This is a genomic window from Flavitalea sp. (assembly GCF_035489435.1).
In the GTDB taxonomy this organism is placed as follows: Bacteria; Bacteroidota; Bacteroidia; order Chitinophagales; family Chitinophagaceae; genus DATHKG01.
In genome coordinates this window covers 1-18260 of the sequence record NZ_DATHKG010000121.1, presented here as the reverse complement: position 1 = coordinate 18260, position 18260 = coordinate 1, and the positions used below count along the sequence as shown (strand labels likewise).

Sequence of the window (18260 nt, the reverse complement as noted above, 5' to 3'; positions counted from 1 at the left end):
TTCATCAATCCTGATTGGTTTATAGTTTTCTATTCATTAATCTTTATACAAGCCCTGCCTGCTTTTTATTTCTCTTGATTAATGAATTGTAAATGTTCGCTGCATGATTTGTGTTTCTTTTGTTTATTGAAATTATACGTTCGCAGCCTGCTTTGTATTTCTCTTGTTTATTGAAATTATACGTTCGCTTGCGAATAGAACGAAGGTGATCAACCAAAAAAGATTACTGAGCTCAATCACTTCAAATGCAGATTTGTTGTCCTTATAAGTTTGCCTTACCACCGTTGGAATAACATCCGCCACTTCTGTTCTTCTCTCGTCGTATCCCTCAACCATTCCCTTAACCTGGTCCTCAATGATAAAAGGAAAAAGCAATTTGGGAAATTCAGGGTTCCAGCTTAGATCGGACCAGGCCGGGTGAAACCGGGTATAGAATCTATATATATTTTTCCCTGGTATGGCTTTACCAGTATCACTTACATCATCTGTACTACTTACATCATCTGTATTATTGTCATTGCTACCATTTCCATCTTCAAGTGTCAGTAAGGGGTTGCCATAGCCGTCTTTCCACACCAGGTCTAAGTTTCCAACCGGGCCTGGTTTTTTTCCGGTATCGGCGATGCGTTGATAAATATTAATTGCATCAGGTGGAACTGCCCCATCCTTAGTAGTTAACCAACTTTTTGTTTTAACCGTAGTTCCAGGCTGATAAACAAACAGGTTTTCAGTGGAAAGATTTTCCGGTGGAATTTCATTCGACAGCCAGAAGAGCCAGTGCTGGGATTTCGGGATATTACTAATTTCATCAACTGTTATTAATGACAACTTATAATTCTCAAAACCCGCAATCGCACGTATGGCTGACTGCAGGTATCTTAAGTCTTCAGAAAATTTATTGTGATAGATGGTAACCAATATAGAGGAAGTATCGGTTTGCCGGAAGTTGACAGGTGTATTTAAGGAAACGCTTTTTATAAAATGGCTTCCATTATTTGCCGGTTGAAACGAAGCCAGCTGGTACCCACCGCTACTTAATTGCCTGGCTAAAGCGGGGATAGCTGTAAACGCAGTATCTGTTTGAGCCATCTGCCAGCGAAGGTCAATAGAAACTATTGGTCTCCGCGAAAAGTTATTGGGCGCAACATCAGCAAGTTTATCATTGCTGAAGAAATATACCGGGTAACCTGCCGGCAAAAGTTGGTCAGCCTTAAGTAGCATCGACCAGTAAGAAAATGTCTTTTTGGGTGATGCTGCTCCTCTCGCCATGAATTCCGAACTATCAGCAACATTTATCTTTTCAAATGCTTCATCAGCGGAACGCAGTTCAAAGCCTTTATTTAATAAGGAATCGATAGGTGATCTAAGCTGGCTATAAATCACCCTAAAATCTTTCTTATCGATAAGGACCCAGCCTTTGCCGTTCCGTTGTTTGTTCGCATGCCATTCAGGTCCGGCCATTAACATGGCAAGGAAAAGAATCATTAAACACCTGATCAATAAAAGCAGCCATTGGGAAAGACGAAGGCTCGATGTATTTTGTTGTGTTGCATCAGACATTAAAAGGGTAGAGCCGATCCGGAGCACTTTTCCTTTCCTGACATTCCATAAATGAATGATCACCGGTATAGTAATACCAATGCCCGCTGCTAACCATATGGGATTTACAAATTGTAACAACTATGCCTTCAATTTATTGCGCTGATTAATGAAATCGCGCAGCGCTTTATCAACCGGCTCATCCAATGCGGTTAAGCGGTAATAAATATTTTTGTTTAGTGAGAATGCCTTTTTTTCATCTATGAATGTTTGCAACTGTTGTTTATAGAGATCTTTATCCGCCTGGGGATTGATTGCAACGACCTGCCCGGTTTCAAGATCTTCCACAGCCTGGTAACCTTTGAAATTGAAATCCAGCTCATTCCTCCCCATCAAATGAAACAACATGATCTCATGTCTAAGCGCCACAAAAGAATTCAATAACTCACTGATCTCTTTATTTTCTTCATAAAAATCTGTAATAAAAATGAGCAACTCACGTTTATGCGTACCTGCAAATATGTCTTTGTAATTAATCGGTTCCGTGAACCTGCCAGCAGGTTTGATATTTTCAAGCTGGTAAAAATATCTGGAAAGGTGTTGATGATCTTTCCGGCAAGGCAAAGAAAAAAGATCCCCGTCACGAAAGACATATAAACCAATTGAATCTCCCTGGCTGTTGGCAAGATAAGCCAGGCAGGCAGCGAGGTAGCGGCCATAATCCATCTTTGTAAATTCACCATCCCTGTGATCCATCGAAGCACTGGCATCTATTACAAATCTTACCGACACACTGGTTTCTGTTTCTGATTCCCTTATATAATAACGGTCCGAGCGCGCATACATTTTCCAGTCGAGCGAACGTAGGTCATCCCCGGGCTGATAACTCCGATATTGGCTGAACTCCATCCCCGTGCCCTTAACATTGCTTTTATGTATGCCGGCCATAAATCCATCCACCGTTGTCTTAGCTGCCAGCGACAGATCCTTTATTGCCAGTAAAATTTTCGGATCAAGTAATTGACTCATACTTCTCAGTTTACATTCTCACCTATTTGACTCTTTTTTCTAAGTCACCTTTCGCAAATCCATAATATTTTCATCCAATCATTAACTCAATCACTATATCATTATATCACAAACTCACCACTCACCACTCACCACTAACTCATAACTCATCACTCATAACTCATCACTTCTTTAGTGACCATATCCGGCGTAATATTTTCTGCGTCTGCCTTAAAATTCATAAGAATTCTGTGTCTTAACACCGGGTAAGCCATTGCATGAATGTCTTCTTTGATCACAGCATATCTCCCTTTCAGGATTGCCCTGGCTTTCGCGGTTAGTATGAGTGCCTGGCCCGCACGTGGACCGGCACCCCAGCGAACCCACTCCTTCACAAACGGAACCTCGCTGGTTGCGGGACGCGTTGAACGGATGATATTGCTCACATAATTGATCAATTCTTCGTTGATGCTAACTTCCCTTACCAGTCCCTGCAACTCTTTTATTTCCTCTCCATTTACAACCGGGTTAACAATGGCCTTTTTATTGCCGGTTGTGTTTGCAAGAATCGCTTTCTCTTCTAACGCTGATGGATAACCGATTTGGATATAAAGCAGGAAACGGTCAAGTTGTGCTTCGGGAAGGGGATAGGTTCCTGCCTGTTCGATAGGGTTCTGCGTGGCAAGAATAAAAAACGGGCGGTCGAGTGGATAGGTTTTGCCACCATATGTTACCTCGAACTCCTGCATTGCTTCAAGCAAAGCAGATTGCGTTTTCGGTGGCGTCCGGTTAATCTCATCCGCCAGCACAATGTTTGCGAATAGTGGTCCCTGGTTGAATTTAAAAAAACGCTTCCCCGTGCTATGATCTTCTTCAAGGATTTCTGTTCCTAATATATCTGTCGGCATCAGGTCCGGTGTAAACTGTATTCTCCTGAACGATAGATGCAGCGCCTGCGAAAGAGTGCGTACCATCAGTGTTTTTGCAAGTCCGGGAACTCCTTCCAGCAAACAATGTCCACCAGCAAGTAAAGCGACAATGATTTCCTCCAGGATATGATCCTGTCCTACGATTACTTTTTGTATTTCTTTTTTTAACAGGGATAGCTTCCCGATCAATTCGTCAACTGTTTTTTCTGTTACTTCCAAAATCTATGTATTAATGAAATTTTAATTAAGCTGGCCGGTTTTTTCAACCGGCAATTGATATGATGGTTATCATATAGTTCAATTACTGGCGGCAGCCGTTGGAATGGTGATGAAAAAGTAAATTAGCTAAAAAAGGGAATGTAAAAAAACAGAATTGATAAGTGGAATTGTTATTAGCCCGGAAGTAAGGATATTTGTTATACAAAACCTATATAGAGAAAATTCATCATAAAATAAGTTAATGCCTGAGGCGAAGTTCACATTTACGAGATTACAATACAGATCCGGCGACTGGAACACTGATCAGCGAATGCCCTCAAACATTCTGAATTCCCTGATTGAATACACTACAATCCCTGTGAACACGGAAGAAAAAATTGTTGAGTTGAGCAGCGACGAGATCTTTGCATATCCATTTTGTTATCTGAGCGGCCACAAACTTGTTCAGTTTGATAAAAAGGAAGCATCAAATTTTAAAAAATATGTGCAGAATGGCGGTTTTGTTTTTGTTGATGATTGCAATCATGATATAGATGGTTTGTTTGCTAAATCTTTTGAAACACAAATGAGCAGCCTGTTTGGTGCAGGATCATTGAAGAAGATTCCCAATTCACACAATATATACAAGTCGTTTTTTGAATTTGAAAAGGGTCCTCCCAACACTTCATTTGAACTCAACGGATGGGGCGATGATCTTGTGCATGATTACCTGAAAGCTGTCGAAATCAATGGACGCATCGGCGTACTCTACAGTAATAAAGACTATGGTTGCGAATGGGATTATGATTTTCGCAACAAAAGATTTTTAGCCGAAGACAACACGAAATTTGGAGTAAACATCGTGGTATATGCGATGACCTGAGTAATAAAAAAAGTGGTAAGTGGTGAGTGGTGAGTTTCTTCATTTCATAACTCAACAACTACACTCACCACTTACCATTCACCACTCACAACTCACCACTAAATCGCGATCATTACTTTTTTGACATACACATCTTTCCCGTGTCTTATCTTAATTAAGTACATTCCTGAAGGCAGACCTTTCAGGCCAATCTGTTTCGTATATCTTCCGATAAAACCAGGAGTTGCGCTTCTGTAAACTGTTTGACCGGCTGCGTTTACCATGGTTATTTCGAGGTTTTCCTTCTTCTTGAATTCAAACTGTAACAAGAACCTGCCATCATTAGGATTTGGTGATACAGATAGCTTGATTTCGTTATCAGATATATCTATTACCGCGGTTGAAACAAAGTTTATTTCGTTGGACGATAACAAACACCCTGAAGCTCCGGTTACAACCGTTTTGTATACGCCTGAAACTGTGGGGCTATAAGCCTGGCCGTTTGCACCCGGTATTTCAGCACCATCTTTGAACCACTGGTTGCCGGTTGCAACTGAGCTGGTCAATGTACTACCGTTCAGCGAAATGCTGGGAAGTGAGACCGACTGTGCTACTACAGCTCTTCTCGCCGTCGGGCAATTGAGCAAATCAATCTTCATATCATAAAAAAAGTAGTAATAGGTTCTGAAATCGTTGGGGGAGGTCACATTATTACCAGTAATTGAAAATGTTTCTGGTATGCTCAGTGGATATGGCGAGGAAGCAACAGGGATATTATTATTGCGAAAAATCGTGGCACCATCGAGGCATCTTATCATAATTGCATACTTGGTACCTGCTTCCGGAATAGGAAGGTTCAGGGCAAACACCGCACCGGTATCCAGCGGATTGTTTACTTCAACCAGACCTGGTGCAGGTGTTGGAGTAGTTGCGAAAACATCGATAGTAGTGCTGGAAACGTTGAAATAAGAAATATTGGTAGCAGTTTCACTTGAAATATCTATTACCGAGAATTGGATCTTGCCAGGATTACCAATATACAGACGCGCACTTTCAATAATCATTGGTCCCGTTGTAGAGAACCTTACAAAATTGCCTATGAAATTGGGGTCATTTCCAAAAGCATTATATCCTCCTGATGGGTACACCATTTTGTTGGGGGGACCTACCTTGGTTTTCACATCGTTCAGACCAATATAATAAGTCCTGTTTGCCGGGATAACAGAAGTGGAAGTATTGTCGCCGCTTGCTATCGGAGTACCCCCTGTTGGAGTTGTATACCAATAGGCCTTGTCTGAGGTTAAGGTGCCTGTTCTTGTCAGCACTACCTGATTGCTGCCACATTGCTCTGCAGATCCTGTCGGTGCTGCTCCCGGAGTAGCGACTATGGCGGTGCCACTAATAGCATCATTCGAAGTTACCTGGTCGCCAGCCAGGTTAGTGCTGGCACTTACTGTATAAGTTGTTCCTGCGATAGCATTAAAAAAAGCCTGGAAGGTAAAAACGCCTTCTGCATATGGTGCCAGCGTAAGAGGATAAACCGTATTAAATGTTGCAATAGTTACAGCGCCGTTTTTAACGGTAGCAGCAACCGGAATATTAGACTGTGCCACATCCCCGAAATTTTTCAATATAACAGTTACCATCTGCGAATCGAGTGCACAGATATTACCCGAAGGGTTGAAGATGGCTGTTATTCCAACGTTTTTCGAAGGTGTTGCCACCTGGGCGCGGAGATCTATCGTCTGTCCCGCTGCATAGCTGCCACAGGCAGAAACATCGGCAGGATTTCCTGTTTCCATGGCAACAACTCTCATAATTGTGTTATTACCCACAACCATGTTTGCCGGGGTTGCGATATTACCTGTAAATGTTGCATTTCCTGCCAATACACTACTTTGTGCCAGCATTTCACCAGCTTCAAAAGCACCATTGTTATTCAGATCAATAAATACTTTCACTATGCGGTTGGCCGTACTGCCGTTGCAGCTGTTAATCTTTATGGAGAAAGGGTAGGTCTGGCCTGACTGAAGTGGAAAAGTAATGCCTGTCAGGTTATTATACCCTTCACAGGTTGCGGGGCCCGCATTGGTTACCGATCCAATCTGTACACTTTCTATCCTGGTGCTTCCTGTCGCAGAGGCAGTGGAACTGCAATAAGCCTGGCCACCAACTCCACTCACCAGCAATGTATAAGCCTGTGCACCTCTTTCCAATGTTGCCTTGTGCGAGATGGTAATGTTATAGGTCTGTCCGGGAACAGCTCCGGGGATAACTATCTTTTCTACGTTGTCAAGAATATTGTCGCCCGTAGTTGCAGGGGCATCGCGGTTATTTGGATCCATCTTATAAGGCAGAAAGGTGTTTGCACCGCTTGTGACTTTTATATCAAGATCATTAATCAGCTTTTTCTCGGGGTTGTTAAGCCTGCTGGTAGTATTTACAGAACTCTTCGGGTCTGTCCAGGAGATGGTAGCTATGAGTGTGCCTTTACCGGAAGCAACAACAGGGAGCGAAAAAGTAGCGCCATTGTTGAGGGATTCCTCACGGATAATCTGGTCTGTATTATTGGAAGTAATTACCGATGCTGCTCTCTCCATGTTTACCAATCCCCAGCCGAATTTGTAATCCGGCCCGGCGGCAGTGCCCGCCTCATCGGCTGTATGTATTACCAGTCCTTTCAGGGTTGCAGAACGCATAAATGTACCTGCATGCAGGCGTGAATAGTATTCCTGTAAAAGAAACAGCGATCCGCTGGCAACCGGCGTCGACATGGAGGTTCCACTGAGATAAGCATAAGCATTCGGATCGCTGGCCAATCCCGAAAGCAGGTTGATACCGTCTGTCACTACATCGGGTTTGATCCGGCCATCATCGGTCGGACCAAAACTTGTAAATGTCGTAAGCTCAACATCAGCAGGTATAAGATATCCGCCGAAAATGGGATTGACAGCACCGACTGTAAGAACATTTTTAGCCACTGAATAGGTTGGGAGAATATCATAACCATCATTGCTGCTCATTCCGGGAAGACGTGGACCGGCATCTATTAGTGAATTGGCTGAATTATAACGAAAAAAATTCCCTCCTTCTTCAGGGCCATTCAAATCGCGGTTATTTCCGGCTGCTTTAACTATAAGGTAATAAGGTGCGTTATAGGCAATGGAGTCCCACATCCGGGCATCATTATCATAATATCCAAACTTGTAATCTTCATTTGTCCCGGCTTCTCCGCGAAATTCCCAGCGGCCCTCACTGTCATTATAATACCAGCCTGAAATAGTTCCGTATGAATGGTTGGAGATAAGCAGGTTTGGAGCTTCCGCCAGCATTTCAGACATATGATTTGTGAAATCGTAGGCAATAAGCTGCTGGGCGCCAAAAGCCATTCCTTTGGCATTTGGATTTACCCCTGAGTTGATCATGATCCCGGCCACATGGGTGGAATGATCTTCAAGAGAAGCCGGATTGTCTTTCTGCGTAACCCTGCCGTTTAGCTCCACATGCGTATTGAGGATTCGCCCGCCATCCCAGATCGCAAGTTTACCTCTCATGTTTGCTGAAGAACCGCTCAGGTTAAGGCCGGTGCTGGCTCCTGGCCACAACAGGTTGGTCTTGATGGTTGCAGCTCCGTCCAGGTTATCCAGGGTAGTTATATATAATGGGTTCCCGGCGGGGTCAATTCCTACAAGCCTGGCTACGCTGCCATTTTTGCCTTTTGTAAGCATTGGCCACGATTTCTGAACTGCAATCGATTTTAACCGGAGATAGTCTTTTTGTTCCTGGACAGCCATGTCGGAACTGGCTTTTTCAAGGATGGAACGGTTTGTTTTGGTTTGGGCGTTAACTCGGGTGCATACAACAGAAACCAGGAAAATCCCCAGGGTTAAAATTCTGCTCATAAGTAGTAGTTGTCTTTGTTTTAAAATTACACTTTTTGGGATTACAACCATCTTTTTTGATAACTTCAGCGCCAAATAGAAATTCCTAATGAAGCAAGTATTAATCAGGATTTCCGCTGCCTTCATGGTTCTGTGTTTATGCTCTTCTTTCATATACGGGATTTTCGGAAAAAGGTGCGGTATCCAGGGCCATGTTTACGAAATCAAGGGCAATCAAATGCCTTCTCCCGACGAAAAACGTGCTCCGCCTAAGGGAATTAAAACCACGGTTTATATTTATGAGCTAACCTCACCCGGCCAGGTGGTTGCTGCCGACAGACCCGGGTTTTATAAATCGGTTAATTCCAGGCTGGTCAAAGAGGTTTCCACTGACGAAAAAGGATTTTTCAAGGTAAAACTACCCCCCGGCAAATATTCACTTTTTACCAGGGCAGAAGCCATGTATTACGCAAATAGCTTTGACCAGTTTAATAATATTTACCCTGTAGAGGTTCAGAAAAAGAAAATGACAGATGTGGTTATTAAGCAGGATTTCAACGCGGCCTATTGAATCTAATAACTGCAAATTGAAAATTAGCTTAGTGTTGGAATCAAATACCTACAGATAGGAATATTGGCTGTGTATTAGAATTAAATACCTACAGATTGGAATATTGGCTGTGTATTAGAATTAAATACCTACAGATAGGAATTTTTGCAGCCTGGTGAATCAAAAAATTATAGAATAAAAAATCGTTGCATACAGTTCGATCCTCTCTGCCTTATCTTGCGCCCGGGAATATGAAACGGGAATTTGAAACGGGAATATGAAATGGGAATATGAAACGGGAATATGAAACATTGATTTCCTGACTAACCTTATTAATCATCTTATTAATCATTCTAAATAGCGATTTTGGAAAAATTCAATTTTCAGCAAACAATGCGCTGGTTTGGTCCGTCTGATCCGGTAAGTTTAGCAGACATCAGGCAGGCGGGATGTTCAGGTATAGTCACGGCGCTCCACCACATACCTAACGGTGAAGTTTGGTCGAAGGAAGAGATCAACAAACGTAAACTGGAAATTGAAGCAGCCGGGCTATTGTGGTCCGTGGTTGAAAGTGTTCCGGTTCATGAAGATATCAAAACCCGCCACGGGAAGTATGAACTGTATGTTGAAAACTACAGGCAATCCCTCAAAAACCTTGCAGCCTGCGGCGTGAAAATAGTTACTTATAATTTTATGCCGGTGCTGGATTGGACCCGCACAGATCTCGCTTTTACATGTGAAGACGGTAGTAAAGCACTTCGTTTTGAAAAAGCGGCGTTTGTGGCCTTTGATCTTTTTATGTTGAAAAGGAAGGGTGCAGAAAACGATTATTCTGCTGCAGAAATTTCAAGGGCAAGAGAACGTTTTGAATCAATGACCGACGATGAAAAGTTATTGCTTCAACGAAATATCATAGCAGGTTTACCCGGAAGCGAGGAAAGTTTCACACTAGCCCGGTTTCAACAGGCGCTTGATAAATACGATGGCATAGATGCAAATAAATTGCAACAAAATCTCTTTTCATTTCTTAATGAAATTGTACCTGTTGCGGAACAGTCGGGCATCAGCCTGGTTATTCATCCCGACGATCCGCCATTCCCTATACTGGGTTTGCCAAGGATCCTGAGTACAGCCGATCACCTGCAGGCTTTGTTTAATGCCGTTCCTTCAACTGCCAACGGGCTTTGTTTCTGCACCGGTTCCTTTGGTGTGAGAGCTGACAATGACCTGGCCGGAATTGTAAGGAAGTATGGCGATCGTATTCATTTTATTCACCTACGTAGCACGCTTCGCAATGAATGGGGTGATTTTTATGAGGCTGATCATCTTACCGGTGATGTAGACATGTATGCTGTGATCAAGGAACTGTTGATAGTGATGAATAGACGCAAACAACAGATACCTGTTCGTCCGGATCATGGTCACCAGATGCTTGATGATCTGAAAAAGAAAACAAACCCCGGTTATAGTGCCATTGGCAGGTTAAGAGGTCTTGCAGAGATCAGGGGGCTTGAATTAGGTATTTATAGAAGTATTTTTTAATTCGTTTTTAATCGGGATTTGAGAACGGCATCAATAAGGCTCGACTTAATTTCTCTATTTTAACGCTATGGAAGAGATAAAAATATTATTGGTAGAAGACGAGAAAAAGATTGCAGAGACATTGAAGAAGGGGTTGACTGAACAACAATACCAGGTTGAACTTGCTTTCGATGGTTTACAGGGGTTGAAGTTGTTTGAAACATATACATTCGATCTCGTTATTCTGGATATTAATATACCGGGGCTTAATGGCTATGAATTGTGCAAAGCCATCCGCAAAATAAATGAGCGGGTTCCGGTTGTTATGTTAACTGCTCTCAGTGCTGTGGACGATAAGGTGGAAGGATTTGATGCTGGAGCCGATGATTACATCGTTAAGCCCTTCGATTTTAAGGAACTGCTGGTTCGTATCCGCGCACTGCTGAAACGCTTATACCAGGGTCCGCCCACCGGGAATATTCTTACGATTGCGGATCTTTCCATGAACCTGGATAACAAAGAGGTTACCCGGCATGGTTCTTTAATATCTTTGACAGCTAAAGAATTTCAATTGCTTGAATACCTTGTTCGAAATAAAAACCGGGTTGTTTCCCGAGCCGACATTGCGCTGAATGTATGGGATATCGACTTTGACACGAAAACCAATGTAATTGACGTGTATGTTAATTTCTTACGGAAGAAACTGGATAAAGATTTCGAAAACAAACTAATTCATACGCAGGTTGGTATGGGATATATTCTAAAAGAAAATCCCTGAGTGAAAATCAAAGTCAAGATAACCGCAATTTTCACCTTACTGGTAACCGCACTGCTGTTACTTTTGAGTGTATCGGTCTTTTATTTTTCGAAACTGGAAAGAAGGGAAACTTTCAAAAACCGGATTACTGGCCGGGCAAGTATCAATACCCAGATTTATTCTATTGTTGGTGATACAAACCTTGCCGCCCTGGCAAGGTTCGATTCCAGCTCAACAACAATACCTCAGAAATCAGTTACAATATTTAACCAGCTGAATACAGCAGTTTATCAGTACACTGCCAGGGGGGCAGATACCATCTATGCAACCAAAGAGATCCTTGATGAGGCCCGCACTCAGAAGCGGTATTATTTCAATGATGGTGAAAAGGAAGCGATTGCATTTAATTATGATGATGGATCCAGGAAGGTGGTTATTGTTGTTGGTGGTTACGACGAGGATGGCTGGACGCGTTTGCGAAAATTGCAAAATATGATGGCAGGTAGTCTCGCTACCGGGATACTTTTAACCCTGGTTGTTGGATATGTATTCTCCCAGCAGCTGGTTCGTCCCATTTCGCAGATTATTCATGAAGTGAATGAGATCAGTTCACAGAATCTTTCACATCGCATTCATGCGGGAAGTTCGCAGGACGAATTGAACCAACTTGCCAATACTTTTAACGAACTGCTCAACCGCCTCCAGGAGTCGTTTTTAATCCAAAGAAGATTTATATCCAATGCCTCGCACGAGTTATCAACCCCGCTTACATCTATCCTGAGCCAGCTGGAAGTTACGCTTCACAAAGATCGTTCTGTCGAAGAGTATATGCAGGTGATGCAGTCGATCCATGAGGATGTGCGCCAGATGCAGCAATTAACAAAAAGCCTGCTGGAGATTGCGAAGACCGGTACCCAGGGCAGTATTGAGCTGATGGAAGTACGTATAGACGAAGTGTTACTTAAAGTAACAGCAGACGTGCAGAAGATCAGCGAAGATTACAATGTTGATCTTAATTTCGGCGATTTCCCGGAGGATGAAAAGGCCTTTATGGTTTTCGGATCCAACGATCTCCTTTACAGTGCTATAAAAAATGTGGTAGAAAATGGATGTAAATATTCCCCGGATCATGTCTCCATCGTGAATCTCACTTTCCCCGAAAATAAAGTTGTTATAGAAGTTAAAAACAAAGGCGATGTAATAGCCGAAGAGGAAATTGAAAATATATTCCAGCCATTTTACCGATCAGGTAATATTGGCCAGGCAAAGGGTTTTGGTCTTGGCCTTGCGCTCGCTAAACGGATTATCAGTTTACATAAAGGTCGTATCGATGTGCAATCTGACATTATTGCCGGCACCGTGTTTGCCATTACGCTACCAAGTCTTGGGCTGACGGAGATATAACAGTATTAACAAAAATTAATCTGCTGTCATTATAAATGGCATTGATATGAAATTGATATAAATTGATATAAATTGATCTGTTGTCTTCATAAATCCCATTCTTTCATCATAAATCGTATTAATATATATTAATCTGTTGTCTTTATTAATCGCATTTACATAAATTTATCTGCACCTTCATTAATGGGATTAATATAAATTTATCCGCACCTTCATCAATGGCATTAATATAAATTAATCCGTTGTCTTCATTAATCGCATTAATACAAATTAATCTGCTGTCTTCATTATGGGCATGATTCGTGATCATCAACCCTGGTAGTCTAACAACCTTATTTTCCGTAGATATGAATAAGTTATTTAATAATATTCTGGTGCCCATTGATTTTTCTGAAGTGTCCGAACTGGCTGTTGAAAAAGCGATAGACATTGCGAATCATTTTAAATGCAACATACACCTCGTATTTGCTGAAACGAACAAGATCGGAACACAGTCAGGGCAATTACAAAAAAATGTTAATAGGTCGGGGTCTGCGGCTGATGCTGAAACCAGGCTATTTCAGTTGCAAAATAAATATACTTACCGGTTACATCCAGGCCAATCTATCCATTCCTCTGTCAGGAAGGGAAACCGGAACCGGGCTGTTATAGAGTATGCGCTCAGGTATAATATCGATTTGGTTATTATTGGCAGGGTAACGGGTGTAGTGAGGAATTTGATTATCGGCCGGTACCGGATCAATGAAATAACAAAACAAATTGAATGTCCTGTGTTAACCGTCCGCAAAGATGCTGCCCATGACCAGTGGATCAATTCCGCCAATCACCAGTGGATGAATATTGTGCTTCCTGTGTGCAGCATGTTACCTATCAGGAAAATCATGTTCGCCAGTTATCTTGCAAGAAAATATAATTCAAAGATCCATTTACTGTCTATTGCCGGTGATGAAAAGGAAGAGGATGCTGACCACAATCAATACCTCTATAAAGCTTACCAGTTACTTCGTGACAACACAAATCTCATGATCGAATGCCATACAATCCGGGGGCATAACATAGCTGATTCAACACTTCGTTTTGCCCGAAAAATAAATGCTGATCTTATTGTGGTGAATCCCGGGAAGGAATCCCGGCTTTCGGGTTTTGTCAATAAACTATTCGATGGAAGTCTGTTCACTGAATCGGGGATCCCAGTATTGACAATTTCAGCGGTGTAACGCTGAAATTGTTGCATGCCGGTGGTGATTATATTTCCCACTGTGACATGGATTATGTAGATACTTTATTCTCATGTTGATACTTTTCACGAATGCCCGGCAATGAAATATTCATGAGCAAACCGCCCATCTATCGGGCTGCAATTTTTTTTTTAATTGAAATAAATTGTCGTAACTTTTAGGAATCAGATGGGGCTCTTTAACCGCTTTCTCCCCCTTACAGAAATACATAGAGTGTTATAGGAATTTGTTGAGTTGTATACAATGTATCCAGGAATTATTTACAACCTGCATATCAAGGTTTACGAAGGGCCATCTATTCTGTTAATATTAAACAAATCACTATGAAACCACATCCATTTCCTTTTATCAATGAGCGCAAGAAAACAATTCAATTTCATTTGAAAATGAAGGCTGTATCTCATGTTTCTCTTTCTGGTACTTTCAATAAATGGTCAACAAATGAACTGGAGATGAAGCATGTTGAAAATGATGACTGGGTTATCGAAATACCAATGCTGCCCCATGGAAAATATTATTATCGTTTTCTGATCGATGACAAAATGTGGATTGAAGATATCGAGAATCAGCTCCGTGAACCAGACGGAGTAGTGGGATTTTACAGTGTCTTGACAGTTTGACGTATCAGACCGAGTTCCCGCCCAAGAAACACCTATCCCACTCCTGGTGGTTGTTTAAAACAGCAAATAACAATAGCTGTTAAGAAATAGCCACCTTTTTTTATGCGGGATAGTCAGCTAACAAGCACTTTGCCCCCGCCGTTACAAATTCCAAAACATAGGTCCGCGATCTCTTCTGGTTTAGTCCAACCCGAAGTATCAGCCCCCGGCATGTTTTGCCTGTTGAGAGCAGTATCCAGGGTTCCAGGTACTATAACATTTACTGTCACATTTTTCCCCCTGGCAGCTGCATTCAGTATATCTGCCAACTTAAAAAGCAATGACTTGCTCAACGCGTATGCAATCATGTCTTTGCCTGCCACCTGATCCAGGGCTGCTTTTGCTCCAACAAACACGATCCGGCCATAATTACGGCTCATCATATGCTGGAACAAAGGTCTGGCTGAATTATATGCAGTTTCAAAATTTAGTTTAAACATTGATTGAAGCTTAACCACATCTGTAGTTTCGATATCCCCCATGGCAAAACCCCCGACCAGCAGCAAAGCAGCGTCAATATTTCCTTTAAGGCTGGAGATCTCCTGGAAAAATTCAAGCGCTGATTCCTCGTTATCCAATGATACCTGGTGTAATTCAAAATTTGAATGACCCTCCGCAAATCCCAGATGACTGCCGGAATGGTCAACACCGATCACATGATAATCGGTAGAAACAAATTTTTTGACAATTGCAGATCCCATATTCCCATTTGCACCTGTGACGATTATATGTTTTGGCATTTTTTATCTAAAAATAACGGTTTTTAAAACATACTCATCTGCTGTCCCGGGCGGCGGAACAGGGTGCAATCAAGTTCCCATCGTTCTGCGTTAAGATTAAATAAGTTTGAATATTTGCGATATTGTTGCGCAACCATTTCCGCTATCTGGCCCTCTCCGCGCATTCTCAAACCAAAACGGCTGTCATTTACCTTTCCATCATGGCTCTGTTCGATCATGTGCCACACCTTATCTGCCCGGTCCGGAAAATTCTTATACAACCAGTCGTGAAACAACAACTTTACTGCCCCATTGAGCCTGATAAAGGTGTAGGCAGAAAAAGTTGCACCATTTTCGCTGGCGGCCTTCATGATCCTTTGCATTTCATGTTCATTTAACCCGGGTATCATTGGCCCAAGCATCACCCCGCATCTGACACCGGCGTCAGTTAATTCTTTAATTACCCTGAGCCTTTGTTTACCTGTCGTGGTTCTGGGTTCCATCACAAGTCGCAGATCTTCATCAAATGAGGTAATTGAAAGGAGTACAGAAACAAGGCCTTTTTTGCCCATTCTTGTCAAAATATCTTTGTCTTTTAGGATGCCGCTGTTTTTGGTTATCATACCAACCGGTTGGTTGAATTCTTCGCAAACTTCAAGAAGCCTCCTGGTAAGCCGGTACTTTTGTTCAGCAGGTTGGTAGCAATCAGTATTGCCGCTCATTGCGAGCGGATAACACTCCCATTTTGGATTCATCAGGAACTTTCGTAGTAACTGCGGAGCATTTTTTTTGACAACGATCTTTCTTTCAAAATCCAGTCCGGCACTATATCCCCAGTATTCATGGACATTTCTGGCATAACAATAAATGCATCCATGCTCACAGCCCTGGTATGCATTCATGCTGTACATCATGCCTACATCAGGACTATCAACTTTGTTGACAATCGATTTTGCTTCCTGCTCTATATACTGTGTAGCTTCATTGGATACAGTCCAGTCGTCTATACCCTCACTATGTTCCCTGACAGTTTCCTGTTTAAGAAAGCGGTTCTTTGTATTAATCTGTGCACCACGTCCTTTTAAATACACCGGTGATTGATTCTGGATATCCGGTTGAGCTTCTTTTACGGATTGAGCTTTTTTTGTTGGTTGATCCTCATTGTTTCTTGGATCATCTTTGTTACTTCGAACATCATTGTTTCTTGGATTCTCATTTTTTCTTTGATCATCTCTGTTACTTTGATCTTCATTGATTCTTTGATCATCTTTGTTGCTTTGATCTTCATCGTTTCTTTGATCCTCAATACCTGGTTGTTCTTCGTGGTTGTCCATGGGATATATTCTCCATTTTAAAATAATTCACCTTGCCTGGTTGTAACAGGCAAATTTTTAAACTCTATGCGTTGCGCTATCTGCCAGGCCTTTTCACCCTGACGACGCTTCAACAATAGCATATTGTCAGCAATGAATCTGCCGGTAAACTGTCGGTGGGAAAAATCCTGCCAGCCCTTTTCATACTGCCAGGCTAATAGTTTGCGGGCTATAAGAATTTGAGGCTCATCAGGAAAATAGGGTTTGTTTTCTTTGTTCAGTTTCATCAGTTGCTGAAAATCTTTTAAGTCTTTTATAAGGTTCCGGATTGGTTCCCTGGTGGTAACATTTATGTAAATGGCATGGGTTGGAAAAGAAGTATAATCCCTCAGCTCCACTTTAAATGGCCTGAAGCCCATCCCGACAATATTCAGACGGTTCATTAGTCTCTCTTCCAGCATTTCATACTGAGTGAAGGTGGCCACCATTATATGCGATTTGCCAGAGGTGCCTAGGGCAGTTTTATAAGTTTCCGCAAAATCTTTTTTCACCTGCCTGATCTTGTTGCGGAGATCTTCCGGTGGATTTAAAACAATCATATACTCATTGATGCGATAGCCGGGTATGCTTTGAATAATTGATTTCATAAGTTCATTTTTATTTTGCTAATGATATTATATGAAGGATATTAGCTAATGATATTATATGAAGGATATTATATGAAGGTTTTTTATTTTGCTAAGGATATTGTATGCAGGTATTGCATTATTAAATAATCCATTTTCATGTACTATTTAGATAATTCAATGATCGATCTCAGGCCACCTTATTAAACAAGTCATTATTTAACGGCAAGAGTCCGAATACCTGTACAGTTCTCAGGGTTTCATATGAATCTTTTCTTTTCAGCAATACCAGCTCTTCAACAACAAAAGACTCATGAAAAATTTTGCGGGAATAATCGCTGAGTGCCTGTTCATATACCCCGGTTGAAAGTTTCGAAGCGACCGGCACATGGGGCCTCCTGAAAAAGCCACCTGGCCCGGCCTGAATAAAATCTTTCATTGTATTTAACTGTGCCACAAAATGTTGAACCGGGCCTGCATCCTGCACGCGCAGAAAAATAGTATGCGTAGGGTAGCCACTATAATTATTAAGCGTAAGTCTGAATCCTTGTTCAAGGCTGCATATGCGCTGAAGCCATCTTATAAGTGTACTTTCCATGCCTTCACTTGCAAAAAAGTTTGTGACAAGAATATGAGGCTTGAGTGATGCCTTCGGTCTCAATTTATAAGTCTCATTAAAAAGGGCTTTTTCAGCCGCAATCTTATCCAAAACAGATTTGTCAGGATAAGCTACCAGGAGATATTCGTTTGTTTCATGCTGATTTTGCATATACCAGGTTGTTGAATGACCAAATATTTAGCATAAATATACTAAATAATTTAGCAAAACAAAACTAAAATTTGTTGCATTTTTACGTTAATCCATATGGTTGAAGTGTCGATTATGGACGTTCATGGCGTTCACTCGGTTCTTCACTTCGCCGGATGGGCCTTTCGGTTGGTTTGATTTGCCACTGTGATTCCTGGTTATTACCATTGTTCATTCCGCTGGTGGTTCTTGTCTCCGATCGGCTTTTAGTTCCCTGATCGGCTTTTTTAGATACACTTCCAGCGCGA

Annotated in this window: 15 protein-coding genes; 7 read left to right on the top strand and 8 right to left on the bottom strand. The window is 41.9% G+C overall.

Going from position 1 to position 18260, the window contains the following annotated elements:
* Window positions 1-132 precede the first annotated feature (132 nt).
* The 3 genes from VK664_RS19350 to VK664_RS19340 all read right to left on the bottom strand — a co-directional run bounded on the left by VK664_RS19350 (window position 133) and on the right by VK664_RS19340 (window position 3695).
* Window positions 133-1680: a BatA domain-containing protein gene (locus tag VK664_RS19350; protein WP_461400346.1), complete on the bottom strand. Its 1548-nt coding sequence runs from the start codon at window positions 1678-1680 to the stop codon at window positions 133-135.
* A complete protein-coding gene (locus VK664_RS19345) occupies window positions 1681-2568 on the bottom strand; it encodes a DUF58 domain-containing protein (RefSeq protein WP_461400345.1) in 888 nt (295 codons plus the stop codon).
* 149 nt (window positions 2569-2717) lie between these two features.
* Complete coding sequence (locus VK664_RS19340) at window positions 2718-3695, bottom strand: AAA family ATPase (RefSeq protein ID WP_461400344.1); 978 nt, start codon at window positions 3693-3695, stop codon at window positions 2718-2720.
* Window positions 3696-3936: 241 nt separating this feature from the next.
* Between VK664_RS19340 and VK664_RS19335 the strand changes: the two genes are divergently transcribed.
* Entirely contained in the window at window positions 3937-4557 is a 621-nt protein-coding gene (locus VK664_RS19335) for a DUF4159 domain-containing protein (protein ID WP_461400343.1), read from the top strand.
* 98 nt (window positions 4558-4655) lie between these two features.
* On the opposite strand, the gene VK664_RS19330 is transcribed toward VK664_RS19335, so the two are convergent.
* Entirely contained in the window at window positions 4656-8438 is a 3783-nt protein-coding gene (locus VK664_RS19330; protein WP_461400342.1) for a S8 family serine peptidase, read from the bottom strand.
* An 88-nt stretch (window positions 8439-8526) separates the two neighbouring features.
* Between VK664_RS19330 and VK664_RS19325 the strand changes: the two genes are divergently transcribed.
* The 6 genes from VK664_RS19325 (at window position 8527) to VK664_RS19300 (ending at window position 14507) form a co-directional block, all read left to right on the top strand.
* Window positions 8527-8988: a hypothetical protein gene (locus tag VK664_RS19325; protein ID WP_461400341.1), complete on the top strand. Its 462-nt coding sequence runs from the start codon at window positions 8527-8529 to the stop codon at window positions 8986-8988.
* Between the two features lie 345 nt (window positions 8989-9333).
* On the top strand, window positions 9334-10509 hold the full coding sequence (gene uxuA, locus VK664_RS19320; protein WP_461400340.1) for a mannonate dehydratase: 1176 nt from the start codon (window positions 9334-9336) through the stop codon (window positions 10507-10509).
* 67 nt (window positions 10510-10576) lie between these two features.
* A complete protein-coding gene (locus VK664_RS19315; RefSeq protein ID WP_461400339.1) occupies window positions 10577-11266 on the top strand; it encodes a response regulator transcription factor in 690 nt (229 codons plus the stop codon).
* The gene (locus tag VK664_RS19310; protein ID WP_461400338.1) at window positions 11267-12649 is read left to right on the top strand and encodes a HAMP domain-containing sensor histidine kinase; all 1383 of its coding nucleotides are present in this window, start codon (window positions 11267-11269) and stop codon (window positions 12647-12649) included. It begins immediately after the preceding gene.
* A 347-nt stretch (window positions 12650-12996) separates the two neighbouring features.
* Window positions 12997-13866 carry a universal stress protein gene (locus tag VK664_RS19305; protein ID WP_461400337.1) on the top strand — a complete coding sequence of 290 codons (870 nt, stop codon included), beginning with the start codon at window positions 12997-12999 and terminating at the stop codon, window positions 13864-13866.
* A 344-nt stretch (window positions 13867-14210) separates the two neighbouring features.
* Window positions 14211-14507, top strand: coding sequence for an early set domain-containing protein (locus tag VK664_RS19300; protein WP_461400336.1), 297 nt, complete (start codon window positions 14211-14213; stop codon window positions 14505-14507).
* 113 nt (window positions 14508-14620) lie between these two features.
* Here VK664_RS19300 and VK664_RS19295 read toward each other — a convergent pair whose 3' ends face one another.
* The 4 genes from VK664_RS19295 to VK664_RS19280 form a co-directional block, all read right to left on the bottom strand.
* Window positions 14621-15286, bottom strand: a complete 666-nt coding sequence (locus VK664_RS19295; protein ID WP_461400335.1) for an SDR family NAD(P)-dependent oxidoreductase — start codon at window positions 15284-15286, stop codon at window positions 14621-14623.
* A 23-nt stretch (window positions 15287-15309) separates the two neighbouring features.
* Complete coding sequence (locus tag VK664_RS19290) at window positions 15310-16599, bottom strand: PA0069 family radical SAM protein (protein WP_461400334.1); 1290 nt, start codon at window positions 16597-16599, stop codon at window positions 15310-15312.
* Window positions 16600-16616: 17 nt separating this feature from the next.
* Window positions 16617-17225 carry a 2'-5' RNA ligase family protein gene (locus VK664_RS19285; RefSeq protein ID WP_461400333.1) on the bottom strand — a complete coding sequence of 203 codons (609 nt, stop codon included), beginning with the start codon at window positions 17223-17225 and terminating at the stop codon, window positions 16617-16619.
* Between the two features lie 169 nt (window positions 17226-17394).
* A complete protein-coding gene (locus VK664_RS19280) occupies window positions 17395-17973 on the bottom strand; it encodes a 2'-5' RNA ligase family protein (RefSeq protein ID WP_461400332.1) in 579 nt (192 codons plus the stop codon).
* Window positions 17974-18260 lie beyond the last annotated feature (287 nt).

Bases quoted from the DNA above. Each gene is read 5' to 3' on its own strand.
- VK664_RS19285 (WP_461400333.1), bottom strand. From the start codon at position 17,225: ATGAAATCAATTATTCAAAGCATACCCGGCTATCGCATCAATGAGTAT.
- VK664_RS19330 (WP_461400342.1), bottom strand. From the start codon at position 8,438: ATGAGCAGAATTTTAACCCTGGGGATTTTCCTGGTTTCTGTTGTATGC.
- VK664_RS19300 (WP_461400336.1), top strand. From the start codon at position 14,211: ATGAAACCACATCCATTTCCTTTTATCAATGAGCGCAAGAAAACAATT.
- VK664_RS19305 (WP_461400337.1), top strand. From the start codon at position 12,997: ATGAATAAGTTATTTAATAATATTCTGGTGCCCATTGATTTTTCTGAA.
- VK664_RS19335 (WP_461400343.1), top strand. From the start codon at position 3,937: ATGCCTGAGGCGAAGTTCACATTTACGAGATTACAATACAGATCCGGC.
- VK664_RS19315 (WP_461400339.1), top strand. From the start codon at position 10,577: ATGGAAGAGATAAAAATATTATTGGTAGAAGACGAGAAAAAGATTGCA.
- VK664_RS19295 (WP_461400335.1), bottom strand. From the start codon at position 15,286: ATGCCAAAACATATAATCGTCACAGGTGCAAATGGGAATATGGGATCT.
- VK664_RS19280 (WP_461400332.1), bottom strand. From the start codon at position 17,973: ATGCAAAATCAGCATGAAACAAACGAATATCTCCTGGTAGCTTATCCT.
- VK664_RS19325 (WP_461400341.1), top strand. From the start codon at position 8,527: ATGAAGCAAGTATTAATCAGGATTTCCGCTGCCTTCATGGTTCTGTGT.
- VK664_RS19290 (WP_461400334.1), bottom strand. From the start codon at position 16,599: ATGGACAACCACGAAGAACAACCAGGTATTGAGGATCAAAGAAACGAT.
- VK664_RS19345 (WP_461400345.1), bottom strand. From the start codon at position 2,568: ATGAGTCAATTACTTGATCCGAAAATTTTACTGGCAATAAAGGATCTG.